Raw genomic sequence first — 14,698 nt, 5'->3', positions numbered from 1 at the left:
GTAGTTTGCTTTTGCAAAACGTGTTTTCCCGTGACTTGCCAGAACCCCGTTCTGGCTTTTTTATTGGGTAATGATTCGTTAATTTGCAACGCCGATTCCTTCCCCCTCATCCAAAAAGGCTTACACTGCGTAACTGGTGTACTTATCTTGTTAATTGAGGAACTACCTGTGAAATCATTTATTACCCCTCTGGCTAGGTTATTGGGAGTGGCTATGGTCGGATTAGTTAGTGCTGCCGCTTCTGCGTGCCCGGACTATATGAAAGGCGAATACCGGAAGTTGCACTCCAAAGATATGGTGGATGTCTGTCAGTTGATGGAAAACAAAACCGTGCTAGTGGTGAATACCGCCAGCCACTGTGGGTTCACTTCACAGTTTAAAGAGTTGGAAGCACTGCACAAAAAATACAAAGACAAAGGTCTCGTAGTGGTTGGTTTTGCCAGCGATGACTTCAAGCAAGAAGATGCGGATGAGGAAAAGGCAGCAGAAATTTGCTACCTCAATTACGGCGTGACATTTACCATGCTGTCGCCAACCCATGTGACTGGCAAAGAGGCCAATCCGCTGTTTAAGGCGCTGGCGGAGCAAGCCAAAGAGCCAAAATGGAACTTCAATAAGTACTTGGTAGGCAAAGACGGCCGGGTTGCCGAGTACTTCGGCAGTATGACCAAGCCCGACTCCCCCAAATTGGCTGAGGCGATTGAAAAATTGCTTTAGTGTCGTTTTATTTCAACGTTCCTAAAACCCGGCATGGCCGGGTTTTTTTATGAATCGTTGGCAGCTCGGTTACTGGATTACAGTGAAAACGGTATCTTTTTACATGCTTGTTTTTTTATTTTGATTCCATATGCTGTTTATTTTTTACTAATGATTTTGTTGTTTGATTGCAATATTTCGTCGGGCATTACTAAAATTCCTATATATTTCATGTTGATAGCAATTTTCTCTGGCTATATTTTGGTTTTTTAGCGCATCTCACCCTCCGTTTTATCATTAATTATTCTATGTAACCGGTCACAAATTCCTCTTGAAACCGATTACATTTTGATTCATTATCACTCAGCTCCATAAATTCCAATAAGTGCCATTAATACTATTTAATCGCGATATCAGTACGGCAATTACAATAAATTTACGCAATTAAAGAATCTTCAGTGCTGCAAAACTAGTAAAGGATCTCATCGGCTCGCCGCTCTTGCAGTGGCTGTGATGCTTTGCATTCTTTGCGTTTGCTGCCGCCTGTATGTCTGGATTTTTATAAAAGATAACAACACGAGGAAGCTCAAGATGACCAAACCTAGCGGTATCACTACCGGAAAAAAAGCGTTGGTTCTGGCGATAGGCTGTGCCCTTTACGGTGTGCAGGCTTATGCACAAGAACCTGCAGCCGCGCCAACCAGCGATGAGCAGGTTGAGGAAGTTTTCGTTAAAGGCGTGCGTGCATCGCAGGCCAAGGCGATTGATATCAAACGCAACTCGTCCGTAGTGGTAGATTCGATTGTTGCCGAGGATATAGGCAAGCTGCCCGATACCACCATCACGGACTCCCTGCAGCGTGTGACGGGTGTGCAGATCACTCGCGAAGCGGGTGAGGGTACCACCCTGAACGTGCGCGGCATGCCGCAAGTATTGACCACGCTGAATGGCGAGCAATTTCTCAGCCCTTGGTCAATCACGGGTATTCAGGCCAACTATTCAGACGTACCCGCTTCAATGATCAGCGGTGTGGATGTGTACAAATCGCAATCGGCTAAAACTCTGGCGGGCGGTATTTCGGGTGTGGTGGATTTGAAAACCCTCGACCCTTCTACTCTGGATCAAGGTCTTACTGCTCGTGCGCGAGTAGAGGGCGGTTGGGGCTCACTTTCTACTGAAGAGTATAACAATGACGGGACTACGGGCACGCGCGACCCGGATTACAGTGTTTCCGGTGTTTTTGGTTTTAACAACGGCGATAACTTTGCGGTGTTGGCCAACCTTTATACGGCTAACTCTTACGCGGCTAACTACTCCATGTGGGAAGAGCATAATTTGGCTTTTCTCGACAGTCAGGGTGGCAAGCCGGTTGGCGATTTGAGTAATCCTCATCCTGACGCGGGCTATGAAACCACCGATTGGTATTTGGTGCCCAACGAATTTGGCGCTAGCAGCAGCTTTGTTGAGCGCGACCGCGATGGTGGCTCTATCACGGCCAAGTACACCTTGAATGACAACTGGTCGGTGCGCGGTGATGTGTTTTACACCCAGATGGATAAATACAATCGCGGTGTAAAAGCCGGCTTTAATGGCCGCCACACGCCGGAGTCTTTCCAAGTCAATGGTCAATCAGCCAAATACCGTGAACAGATCTTTGATGTATTGCAAGCGGGCACTGTGGTGGGCGAAGGCCATCCTTTTACTTATACCGACAGCGAGGGCACTAGCCGAACGGTCAATATCCACTCCCTGCAAAAAGCCGAAATTTGGTCAGCCGATTTTCAAACCAATTCGACCAGTGAAATCGAAAAAACGGCTGCTCTTAACACTAACTTCCAGGTGAATTACACCAATAACGAGAATCTGGAAGCAAGCTTGCGGGTGTTGCATGCCGAGGCGGAAAAGCAGTACCGCAAAGCGGCGTTTCAGCAAGGTACTCCCGCCTGGTTGTGGGTCGATGAAGACGGCATTAGTGGTAAAGATGCGGTGGATGGCTTCCGCGTGACCGTGGATTACACCGGCGACTATCCAACTTTTACCTATCCGGATGATCTCTCCAGTTCTGACTTGCTTAAGCAGTACCAGGGTTTTGCTGAGGGCGCTAATACGGAAGCGGAGCTCAATGTGGTGCGTGCGGATGTGAAGTTCAATCTGGATGGCGACTTTATCGAATCGATTGAAGGCGGTGTGCGTCACTCAGTGCGCGAGGCGGATCACAATAAGTTTTTCTACGTTACCCCAACCGGTCGTTACACCGACTGGGAAGACTCCCGAGTGCCGGTGGACAAGCGCTACAAACTGCTGCCGGGCAACCTGATTTGGCAGAAGTATCCCAACTGGTTGAAGTTTAACTTCGCCGAAACCAATTCCAGCCTGATTGATATTGGCGGTTTGCAGGACAATGGTTTCAGTGCAGCAGATACCATGGCGTTCAGCGACTTTGGCCCGATCAAAGGTTTCGAGCAGGGTGTTGCCTCGCTCAATCCCTCGCAATGGGATAACCCCTACGAGTTTATGAATCGCCTTTACCCCGGTACCCGTACCGTTAACGACCCGGGTTATACCTACGGCGTGGAAGAGACATCAACCAACACCTATGTCCAGCTTAATTTTGGCAACGAAAGCACCGGTCTGTTTGGTATTCCTTACCGCGGTAACCTTGGTTTGCAAGCGGTAAAAACCGAGCGCTCAGTGGACAAGAGTGTCGTGCCAGACGTGCTCGATTCCTTTAACTCCATCGGCTATGACGACTGGCAAAAAATCGCCTATGTCTACGAGACTGAAAATTACAAAAATAGTAATACCGAAGTCTTGCCCTCATTCAACCTGAACCTGTTCCCTAGCGATGATGTGATCGCGCGTTTTGGTGTAGCCAAAACCATGACCCGTAACGACTTGGAGCAGGTGGGTTCAAGTATGGCGCTCTGGTACGGCCAATGTAATAAAACCGATGAAAACGGCAATCCAGTGATGGTGCTTGATCCATCAAATGGCCAGCAGCGTCAGGATACTGTGGGTTGTATTGGTGGCGGTGAGGATAAGGGGAATCCTGATATCAAACCCTGGATGTCTACCGTCTATAACGCATCGGCCGAGTGGTACTTTGATGAGAATGCCATTCTCGGGCTGGGGATGTTTTTGATTCAGGTGGATACCGCAGTAGAGGATTATCAAGAGGCGCGCCACTTTCTGGATATGGACGGTATCGATCGCGGCCGCCAAGCCAATATCTACACCACCCGCAATGTGGGTGCATCGGATCTTTATGGTATCGAATTTGGCTACAAACAGCCGTTTACTTTCTTGCCGGGCGAATATCTGAGTGCCACCGGTATCGAATTTAACTACACCTATTCGCACAGCGAGACCAGCGAAGTGGACATCTTGGGCAACAAGCTGCCACTGCCGTCCAACTCTGAAAATCAAACCAACCTGATTCTCTGGTATGACAAAGACGGACTGAACGTTCGTTTGGCCTACAACTACCGCAGTGCCGAGTTCTCCAAACGCACGGGGGTAACAACCAATGTGGCGGTGATGCAAATGGCGAATTGGGTTGAGCCGGTGGGTTATTTGGATTTGTCCATTAGTTATTGGCTGAACGATAACTGGAGCTTCTTCCTCAATGGCACCAACCTCACTGAGGAGAGCAGAAAAAGCTATGCCCAGTTTGAGGATCAGTTCCAGTCCCTGTGGGTGCAAGAAGCGCGTTACACCGCCGGTGTAAATGTTTCTTTCTAAGTTCATGAGCGATAAGCGCCGCATGGCGGCGCATAACGAATAATAGAATTCTGGAGTTTGAAATGAAAAATAAGATGACGTTAATCGCGCTCATGACCAGCGCAGGATTATTGTACGGCTGCGGTGGCGGCAGCATGTTGGGCTCCTCCGATGCGGAAGATCATAAACTGATACCGGAAGTGGTAACGGAAGATCCCAATCCCCAGCGCCCAACTGCAGGTTTGCCTGTATTGCGCGCAAGCGGTGAAGATATTCTTTTTCAAGGGAAGCCCGCCAGCTTTCACGGCATCAACTTGCAATATGCGGAGGATCCGCTCGGGCGTTTTGATGGCATTAAAGCAATCAGCGAAACCGGCTCCAATATTGTCCGCATCACGGTTAATTCGACCACTGTGCCATCCAATTTAGAGGCGGCACTCAATGCGGCCATTACTAACAAGCTGTTTGTTATCTTGAGCCTCGCGGATACAGCGCTCGCTTGTACTGATGACGAAAGTCTGTTTTCAACTGCGGTAAAAACAACCTGGTTAAAAACCTTTTTGCCGATCATCCATCAAGATCGCTATCAAAATAATTTGATGATTAATATCGCCAGCGGTTGGGGGCCGAAAGACGTGTTTAACGGCAACTCCACCGGCTACAAAACTTACATCGACAATTACAAAACAGCGATCCGCGCTTTTCGTAAAGCAGGTTTTCAACTGCCTTTGGTAATCGATGCGCCTTGTGGTGCGGATTATTACGCGTTTGCGGCTGATCGCGGTAAGGAATTGTTGGCGGCTGACAGCGAGAAAAACTTGGTGCTCTCGGTGCATGGCTACGGCTCATATTGGAACAGCAACGCCAAAATCGATACTGCCTTGGCGGTGCTGCGCTCGCAAAAAATGCCGTTCATTATGAGCGAATTTGGTGGTTCGGGTGTGGGCGACAAACCGGTCAAGCATAAAGAGATTATCGAAAAAGCTGCCGGTGATTATGCGCTTGCAGTCGCTGTTCCCTGGAAGAGTGCAAACGATAAAGTGGGCTACACAGTGCCTTTGGATGAACCCATAGATGTGACTGGTACCGACATAAGTTTTGATGTGCTGTTTGATAAAGCTTATGTCAACGACGGCAACATGGGCTTTCAAATGTACCTGCGCGATGAAAATGGCGAGTATGCCAATCTGGGTTGGAATGGTGTGTGGCAGCAAACGCCGGATGCGTGGAATACCATCAAGGTTGCCGTAAAAAACAAGGGTTCATTTGGTTGGGCAAGTGACAACTTTAATATGAAGCGGGTAACCAAAGTCGGGTTGGAGTTGGTATCCAACGGCAAAGTCCCGGAAGTTGTCGGCGATATCAAATTTGATAATTTCAAAATCGTTGAGGGCAGTGGTGCAAAAGAATTACTGAATGCGAATTTTGAAAATGCGATCACTGGTTGGGAAACGGCATGGGAAGGTACCTTGGTTGCTCAGGTCGCGGGTGAAGGTGTTGGCTTAACACGTGCGCAAGGTAAGGATCAGGTTGTGGCCATCTATAAAGGTATTACCGGCGTAGATTTCACCAAGCCGATTCAAATCAAAGCCAATATTTATTTCCCTGCTGGCTACCAGGGTTCATGGGCATACGGCAAATTTTTTAACAGTGAGGGTGAGTGGCTGACCTCGTCAGACTTAGGCAATATTACCTACGGTGCCTGGAATGAAATGATTTTGACTGCTGACTTTGGTGCAAAAGGAGCAGGCTTAAGTTCGCTGGGAATTCAGATTGGAAACTTGGGGGTGGGTGACGGCACCGCCAATCCTAATTTCTACGGCGCGGTGGTGATCAAAGATTTAGTGATCAGCGGCGTGGCTGAAAACAATGCGTTTGAGTTGGGCACTATTTACCATGGTACGTTCGAAGTTGATGCCGATAATTGGGTGGCTTTCAGTTGGGGTGATTCTGCCATCGTAGAGGCGAGTGGTGGCACCTTAAATATCACCGCAAAAGATTTTGCTGACCGCATCGATGTGCAGCATCAAAATCCCGCAAAAATTGAAGGCCTGAATTTCAACGACCCCTTCACCTTTAAAACGCGCTTGTTCATACCTACTTATTATCAAGGTGTTACATCCTTGACCGTGCAGTTCTATTTGCAGGATTCGAATTGGTCGAATCATTTTGATGTGATCAACATGACTTACGACCAATTAAAAATCGGTGAGTGGAATGATATTGCGGTGAAAGTTGCATTCCCCGCTGCGTTTAATCGCGATGGCTTGCCAAAGCATATGGGCTTCTCGTTTGCAACCAGCTTGGATGGCTCAGTCACTGGCCCTGCAATGTCCAAAACTGATCCAATTAAAGTAGACGACCTTATCTTTGAAGGATTGGTGCCGGTGGAAAAAGAAGAAGTGATATTTGGCCAGGTAGATTTCTTCTATGCACGCCATTTCAATGATTTAACCGTAGATATTACTGAGGGCGTAATTCTCCCTGAAGATTTATTAGGTAAGGGTAGAGCCGATTTGCGTAGCGCGGGCTTTAATTGGTTGGCTTGGTCATGGTATGGCAACAGTTCAGAAAAAGCAGACTTGGATTTAACTAAATCTGTTGGCGATGCAACCGCATTAACTGAGCGCGGCGAAGACATCGTGAATGGTAAGGGGGGCTTAAAGTATTACGCTCCGCCAGCGACCGAATAAGTTCTTAACCTGCGTTAAATAAACATAGAAATAAAAAACCGGAGTCAGAAATGGCTCCGGTTTTTTTGTTGGTGATTTTCGCAAACTATGTGATGAGCGTTGTAATAAATGATGTGCTGAGTCCAGCGCATTTCCAATCCACATTCAACGCTGTAATCCTGTTTCCTTATAGTTACTCTCAAATAGAAGTTAGACGGGGCAGTCGCAGGTGGACTAATTTGCTTGCTCCTGCCCTGTTACCAGCAGCTTAGCTTGGCGGCATAAAAGCCCCCCGTGATGAAGCGGAGGGCTTTTGATTTAAGTGGTTAACTCTATTCGGCGCTAACTACAACCGTTTGTGTGTATGTCACTGTGCCGCTAGGAGTTGGCACTTTGATGTCGATATTGAACGTTCCGAAAGGGATGCCGGTTGCTCCTGCTACTACTGTCACGAATACTTTCGCTGGCGCAAGTGATGCCGCAATTGGCCCCTTCAGGCCAATGGTAGCCTCGGCGTTTTTAAGATTGGCTGTGTCAAGTGACAAGGTGGTGCCCTCTGGTAAGCCATGGCCGTTCTCATCTGCCATCCAAAACCAGATGCTTTTGAAGTCGGGGCCGCCGTTACCTGAAGATGATGAAGCGCCAGATGATGCCGCACTTGATGAGCCTTGTGGTGTTGGTTTGAGTTTTACATTGGCTGTAATAAAGGGAAATACACCGTTGCGATAGAGCATGTTGGTGCTATTCATAATCAGCAGTAAGTCTTCGCGAATTGTTACACCAGTTTTGGTGCAGCCATCGCCCTCTATTTGGCAAAGGACGCCGTTGTACATGCCGTTTTCAATTGAGTGAGCGTTGTCTTTGTTGAAGTCGGTGAATTCTTCATCGCTGTCACGCTTTCTGTTTTCATTTTTGTCTAGGTAGGCTTCGACTAAATCATCACAAGGTATAACACTGGAGTTTGAGGGTGTTTTAGCTGAGGACGGCGGTACGTTTGCATCGCAATTGCCGCCATCATTGAATGATTTGAATATATCGATTCCTTTATCGAAATAGCCATTGCCATTGGCATCGATAAAGCTTTCATTGCCAATTGCTGTAGCCAGAATAGTTACTCGGCCGGCACGCTCCAAAGCACAGGCTGCTGAGTCGGCAACTGGATCGCCTAGATTGTCCACGCAGAGAATACGTTCAACACTGTTGTTGGCGCTGTTGCGAGTGGGCTTTGGAGCCTGGCTTACCCATCTCACGGTACAGGCACCATCTACTGTTGGGCAGCCAGAGACAATTGCGCCGCCCTCAGTGGTAAAGGTGACGGCAGTGCCGTTGGGTGGTGGGTTATTAAATGCATCAGCCATACGAATGGTGATTTGTGATTCTATGCCATCGTAATTCCAGGCACCGATAGGAATCGGTTTGCTGGCTGACAAGGACATACTGTCTTGATCGGGAATACCAGTGGATACAATTAATTGATTTGATTGAGTTGATATCTCAGTGCCGCGCGCTTTACCAGTAACGCGCACGGTGGTTGCTACAGCGCCGGCTTGTACGGTGGTAATTGCATAGCCTGACTTATCTGTCTTGGCAGTGGTATTGGTCAGGCTTAGACCGCCGACTGAGGTACTGAGAGAGAAATCTATATCTATATCTTTCATGGGCGCGCCAGTGCCACCGAGCACGCGGAAGCGCACAATGGATGTTTCTCCACCGCCTGTACCTTTCAGGTTTACCAAGGTGGGAATCGCATCAATAAAGGATACGGTTTGGATGGTGTCGGACGCTATATTTAAGGTCGCTTTTGCTGTTTTGGTGGTGCCGCCTAAAGTAGCGCTAGCGGTGATCTCGTCGTTACCTACGCAGCCATTAGCCGTGTAGGTAATAGTGGCTTGACCATTATTGGTTGAAACGCTGTTGGTGGTGGCGTCGCCAGATTTGAGGGTGGCTTCACCTGCCGCAACACACACTGAGTTAAAAGTAATGTTGATAGGGTTGGTCACCAGCGTATTGGTTGGGCTCACCACATTCACGGTCAATGTGGTGCTGCCGCCAGGGGATAGTGTGGTGCTACCTATACCTACGCCGATTTGACCTGCAGCAAAGGTGGTGCCGCTGCCTAGTCCAATGGCTGTTGGAGTGGTGGTGTCTACAGTACCTGAACTAACACTGCTTGAACCTTGATTGGATATAGGTGAACCGGAACCACCGCAAGCGGAGAGTAGCAGGCTGATGAATGCTGCACTGACAATCGTCGTCGTTTTTAGAGTATGCATGATGTCTTCCTAGGTTACCGACCGCCGTAAAGTGATTATAAGGCGGCGGCTGGTATTGAATTCGATGGTATAAATGGCATAAAGAGTCTGCGCTAAGCTCTTGAGCCTATTGGGACTTATGGCCACAGCTAACGTTAGCTCATATCTTTTCAATGATAAAGTGCTAAGCGTTCAAAAAACGTGCTCCTGCATTCAAAACACCCGATATTTGTGCGTTTCTTAGCATTTTCCCTGTCATTTTGCTCGCCCTGCTGACGCATTTTGCAGTTGGCGCATTTTTAATTCTGTGTCCCAGTCGCACAAGGCTTATAATCCGCTCACTTTTTTTGCTATGTGAGCCTTGCCATGAGTCTGCCTACCCTTGTTCTTAACTCCCAAGCGGATCGCCGTTTAAAGCTGGGCCATTTATGGATTTACAGCAACGAGGTGGATACCGCGAAATCACCGCTGAAATCGTTTTCTATGGGGCAACAAGCACTGGTGACAACCAATAGCGGCAAGCTGCTTGGCATTGCACTGATTAATCCCAATGGTTTGATCTGCGGGCGCTTGGTGAGCCGCGATGAAAAATATCCGCTCAATAAATCCCTCTTGGTGCACCGCATCAAGCAATCATTGGCGCTGCGTGAACTGGCGTTTGATGAGCCTTTTTATCGCTTGATCTACGGCGATGCCGATTTGCTGCCGGGGCTAGTGGTGGATCGTTTTGGCGATTATTTAGTAGTGCAAATTGCCAGTGCTGGAATGGAGTTGGTGAGGGATGAAATTGTCGAAGCGCTGGTGCAGGTGCTGAATCCGCAGGGTGTTTTGCTTGCCAATGAGCATAGCGCGCGGGTGTTGGAAGGGTTGCCGGAGTACACCCAAGTTGCCTACGGCGAAGTGCCGGATTCAGTTGAGCTGGTGGAAAACGGCACGCGGTTTATGGCGCCAGTACAGGCGGGGCAAAAGACGGGTTGGTTTTACGATCACCGCATGAACCGCGCGCAATTGCAGCAGTACGTGCAAGGTAAGCGCGTGCTGGATGTGTTTTCCTATATCGGTGGCTGGGGAGTGCAAGCGGCAGTTGCAGGCGCGAGCGAGGTTATTTGTGTGGATGCATCGGAGTCAGCTACTGATGCGGTTCTGGAAAATGCTCAGCTTAATGGTGTTGCCGACCGGGTTGGGGCGATTCAGGGTAAGGCGATAGATGTGCTGAAAGAGCTGATCGCCAGCGATGAGCGCTTCGACGTGGTTGTGCTTGACCCACCGGCGTTCATCAAAAAGCGCAAAGATCAAAAAGCTGGTGAGGCGGCGTATCGCCACATCAATGAATTGGGTATGCGCTTGTTAGGGCGCGACGGCTTGCTGGTGTCGGCATCCTGTTCGATGCATTTGGGCAAAGATACCTTGCTGGAGATAGTGCGTGCATCTGGCCGCCATTTGGATCGCCATGTACAGATTATCGGGCAGGGCGGGCAGGGGCCGGATCATCCGATTCATCCGGCCATTCCTGAAACTGACTACTTAAAAGCGGTATTTGCGCGGGTCTATTTAGCTTAGTTAAAGAGGGTGTTTCTTCTCATCAATAAGCCTGCCTAGCGCAGGCTTATTGGTTTCCAATTGCGCTCGCGGGCTATAGCCGTAAGCTTCTCGTCTGCATCCACCACGATTGGATGATCAACCTGTTCCAGCAGCGGCAAATCATTAATCGAATCACTGTAAAAGTAAGCGCCCTTTAATGAATGATGATTGTGCTTCAACCATTCATGCAGATGAGTGATCTTGCCCGCCTGAAAGCAGGGTTCGCCAACAAAATTGCCGGTGTAAGCGCCATCTATCACTTCTGGATCAGTTGCCAGAATGTCATCAACCCCTAGACGTTTGGCGATAGGCCGAGTCACAAAACCATTGGTGGCGGTAATGATCAGCAGGTGATCGCCTTGATCGCGGTGGTGTTGTAACAGCGCTTCGGCTTTGGGCAGCATCAGTGGTTCGATGTGGTCGCGCATAAATTCTGCGTGTAATTTTTGCAGCTCTGCCATGCTGTGCTGGGTTAATGGCGCGAGTGAAAATTGCAAATAAGCGCGGATATCGAGCGTGCCATTTTTGTAATCGGCATAAAAGCCATCGTTGGCGAGGCGATAGGTTTCGGCGTCCACTAACTGCTTTTCTACTAGAAATACGCCCCAGCTGTGGTCGCTGTCGCCTGCAATCAAGGTGTTGTCGAGATCAAAAATAGCCAGTGCCACACGCGTTCCTCATATAGATGAAGTGAATCATTGCCGAAGTTGTTACAACGGGGCGCTAGAATAGCGGCAGCGGCGAGCGCGCTCAACGAAAACCATTTCCAAGATTCAGGGTTGCGGCTTTGGGTAAGCCTGATATAGTGCGGAAAACGCTGTTTTGTGGAACATGTCCGCTCTTTATCGCTGGAGTTTTGTTTTCTGCCACAGCAAAACCTTTTATATGGATAATTCCCCCGTGATAGATTCCGACGGATTTCGCCCTAATGTGGGTATTATTTTGACCAATGATCAGGGGCAGTTGCTCTGGGCTCGGCGCGTAGGCGGTCAGGATGCTTGGCAATTTCCACAAGGCGGCATTAACCCGAATGAGACGCCTGAGCAGGCGCTCTATCGCGAGCTACATGAGGAGGTTGGGTTGCGGCCAGAGGATGTGCAAATACTGGCCTGTACCCGTGGTTGGCTGCGCTATCGTCTACCGCACAGGTTGGTGCGTCACAACTCTTTACCCTTGTGTGTCGGCCAAAAACAAAAATGGTTTTTGCTGCGCATGATGAGTGAGGATGCAAAGGTGAGTCTCAATAATGGTGGTCGCGCCGAGTTTGATGACTGGCGCTGGGTCAGTTACTGGTATCCTCTGGGCAAAGTCGTCTCTTTCAAGCGCGATGTTTATCGCCGGGCGCTGAAAGAGTTGTCATTGTTCCACGCGCATCTTGAAGATCGCAGCTCGCGTTCGCTAATCAATACATAATATAAGCAACTCTACCGACAGGTTTGATCGACACGCCCTATGCTAAATTCACTCCGCTCCATCGTTCTGGAAGTAAACGCCGCGCGCGATATGAAAACCGCGCTGGCGATTATTGTTACGCGGGTGAAGCAAGTGATGACCACGCAGGTTTGCTCTGTCTACTTGCGCGATGCCAAAGGCGACTATGTGCTGATGGCCACCGATGGCCTCAATACTGATGCGGTCGGTAAGGTGCGTTTGGCTGCTGGTGAGGGCTTGGTAGGGCGCGTAGTGGTGCGCGAAGAGCCGATCAACCTCGAGCACGCAGAGGCACACCCCAGCTATCAATACTTTCCTGAAACCGGTGAGGAGCGCTATCGATCTTTTCTTGGTGTGCCCATTATCCATCACCGTAAAGTGCTCGGTGTATTAGTCGTTCAGCAAGTCGAACAACGTCGTTTTGACGAGGGCGAAGAGGCATTTCTTGTCACTATGTCGGCGCAGCTCGCCGGTGTCATTGCGCATGCGGAAGCAACCGGTGGTGTCGTGCCGGTGGGAGCCAAGGCGACCCAAACAAAATTCATCGGTGTCTCTGGCGCCTCAGGTATTGCGATAGGGGAGGCGGTGGTGATTACGCCATCAGCCGACCTGCGCTCGGTGCGCTATCAGCCCTGTAAAGATGTAGATGAAGAAATCGCGTTTTTCCTGCGCAGTTTGATGGCGGTGCGCGAGGATATTAAATCCCTCGGCGAGCAGTTAAAGGCGCGCATTAATCGCGAAGAACAAGCTTTATTCGATGCTTATTTGGCGATGCTGGATGACGCATCTCTTGGTGGCGAAGTGACCGAACGCATCCGCAAAGGGGCCAACGCCTCCTATGCCTGGAGCGAGGTCATCCTCGAGCACGAAAATATTTTTAACAGCATGAACGACCCTTACTTGCGCGAGCGGGCGACAGATCTGCGCGATCTGGGGCGGCGCGTGTTGGAGTATCTACAAGAATCCAATCAAAAGACCCGTGTGTATCCCGATAAAACCATCCTGATCGGTGAAGAGCTGACCGCCTCAATGCTGGGTGAGATCCCCAAAGAAAAGCTGGCCGGTTTGGTGTCGGTACTGGGTTCGTCCAACTCCCATGTCGCCATTTTGGCGCGGGCGATGGATATTCCAACAGTGATGGGCGCGGTGGATTTACCCTTTACCCAAATGGATGGGCGCCCGATTATCGTAGACGGCTACAAGGGCACGGTTTACTGCGACCCCAGCGCGCAATTGCGCAAGCAGTACAAGGCGATATTCCTTGAGGAGCAGGCGCTGGTAAAAGGCTTGGAGGCGCTCAAGGATCTGCCGTGTGAAACCAAAGATCGCTATCGTCTGCCGCTGCATGTGAATACCGGACTGATGGCCGATGTGCTGCGTTCGCTGGAACGTGGTGCTGAAGGTGTGGGCTTGTACCGTACCGAGGTGCCTTTCCTGCTGCGCGATCGTTTTCCCAGTGAGGAAGAGCAGCGCGCCATCTATCGTGAACAGTTGGAGGCTTTTGCGCCTCACTCGGTCACTATGCGGACCTTGGACATAGGTGGTGATAAAGCCTTGCCCTATTTCCCGATTGAAGAAGACAACCCTTTCCTTGGTTGGCGCGGTATTCGTGTTACCCTCGATCACCCCGAGATTTTTCTGGCGCAAATTCGCGCCATGATTAAGGCGAGTGAAGGTTTGGATAATCTGCGCATCCTCTTGCCAATGATCACCAATATGCAAGAGGTGGATGCTTCCAAGGCACTTATCCAGCGCGTACATAAAGAGCTGCTTGAAGAAGGTTATAGGGTGCGCAAGCCGCAGATCGGGGTGATGATTGAAGTGCCGGCAGCTGTTTATCTCGCGCCGGAATTATCGCGCCGGGTGGATTTTCTCTCGGTTGGCAGCAACGATCTCACCCAGTATTTATTGGCGGTGGATCGCAACAATGCTCAGGTGGCCGATCTTTATCAGGCATTTCATCCCGCCGTTTTGCGGGCCCTTCAATACATCGTGTACGCGGCACATGATGCGGGTATAAGTGTCAGCATCTGTGGTGAATTGGCGGGTGATCCGGGGGCTGCCATTTTATTGATGGCCATGGGGTACGATGTGCTTTCAATGAATGCCACCAACTTGCCCAAGGTAAAATCGGTGATTCGCGGCATTACTTTTGAGCGCGCCAAACAATTGCTCGACGAAGTGATGCGGATGTCTAATGGTGAGCTTATCCGCGAGCATATCGCCCGCGAATTGCGCGAAACCGGCTTAACACGATTAATCCGCCCGGTTGCGTCCGATGCAAATGAATGAAAATGTCTTGGGCGGGTCACATTTCCGCGCCATAATCATCGCCCATTGAATTGG

Annotated in this window: 8 protein-coding genes; 6 read left to right on the top strand and 2 right to left on the bottom strand. The window is 49.7% G+C overall.

The window, feature by feature from the left end:
• Positions 1 to 168: 168 nt before the first annotated feature.
• The 3 genes from AWU77_RS08525 (at position 169) to AWU77_RS08510 (ending at position 7,109) form a co-directional block, all read left to right on the top strand.
• On the top strand, positions 169 to 717 hold the full coding sequence (locus AWU77_RS08525) for a glutathione peroxidase (protein ID WP_375600836.1): 549 nt from the start codon (positions 169 to 171) through the stop codon (positions 715 to 717).
• Between the two features lie 570 nt (positions 718 to 1,287).
• A complete protein-coding gene (locus AWU77_RS08515; protein WP_062061726.1) occupies positions 1,288 to 4,437 on the top strand; it encodes a TonB-dependent receptor in 3,150 nt (1,049 codons plus the stop codon).
• Positions 4,438 to 4,499: 62 nt separating this feature from the next.
• Positions 4,500 to 7,109 (top strand): cellulase family glycosylhydrolase, encoded by a 2,610-nt coding sequence (locus AWU77_RS08510; protein WP_062061723.1) that lies wholly within the window; start codon positions 4,500 to 4,502, stop codon positions 7,107 to 7,109.
• Positions 7,110 to 7,420: 311 nt separating this feature from the next.
• On the opposite strand, the gene AWU77_RS08505 is transcribed toward AWU77_RS08510, so the two are convergent.
• Entirely contained in the window at positions 7,421 to 9,361 is a 1,941-nt protein-coding gene (locus tag AWU77_RS08505; RefSeq protein WP_062061720.1) for a hypothetical protein, read from the bottom strand.
• A 345-nt stretch (positions 9,362 to 9,706) separates the two neighbouring features.
• Here AWU77_RS08505 and AWU77_RS08500 point away from each other — a divergent pair, with 345 nt between their 5' ends.
• Positions 9,707 to 10,900 (top strand): class I SAM-dependent rRNA methyltransferase, encoded by a 1,194-nt coding sequence (locus AWU77_RS08500; protein ID WP_062061717.1) that lies wholly within the window; start codon positions 9,707 to 9,709, stop codon positions 10,898 to 10,900.
• 35 nt (positions 10,901 to 10,935) lie between these two features.
• On the opposite strand, the gene AWU77_RS08495 is transcribed toward AWU77_RS08500, so the two are convergent.
• The gene (locus AWU77_RS08495; RefSeq protein WP_062061712.1) at positions 10,936 to 11,589 is read right to left on the bottom strand and encodes an HAD family phosphatase; all 654 of its coding nucleotides are present in this window, start codon (positions 11,587 to 11,589) and stop codon (positions 10,936 to 10,938) included.
• Positions 11,590 to 11,821: 232 nt separating this feature from the next.
• Here AWU77_RS08495 and AWU77_RS08490 point away from each other — a divergent pair, with 232 nt between their 5' ends.
• Together AWU77_RS08490 and ptsP are read left to right on the top strand one after the other, a co-directional pair.
• Positions 11,822 to 12,334 (top strand): RNA pyrophosphohydrolase, encoded by a 513-nt coding sequence (locus AWU77_RS08490; RefSeq protein WP_193747517.1) that lies wholly within the window; start codon positions 11,822 to 11,824, stop codon positions 12,332 to 12,334.
• 39 nt (positions 12,335 to 12,373) lie between these two features.
• Positions 12,374 to 14,644 (top strand): phosphoenolpyruvate--protein phosphotransferase, encoded by a 2,271-nt coding sequence (gene ptsP / locus AWU77_RS08485; RefSeq protein ID WP_062061709.1) that lies wholly within the window; start codon positions 12,374 to 12,376, stop codon positions 14,642 to 14,644.
• Positions 14,645 to 14,698: the final 54 nt, after the last annotated feature.

Origin of the sequence: Cellvibrio sp. OA-2007 (genome assembly GCF_000953825.1) — a bacterium.
GTDB lineage: Bacteria > Pseudomonadota > Gammaproteobacteria > Pseudomonadales > Cellvibrionaceae > Cellvibrio.
Note: the sequence above shows the minus strand (reverse complement) of the source record. Positions and strands in the feature narration are given on the sequence as shown.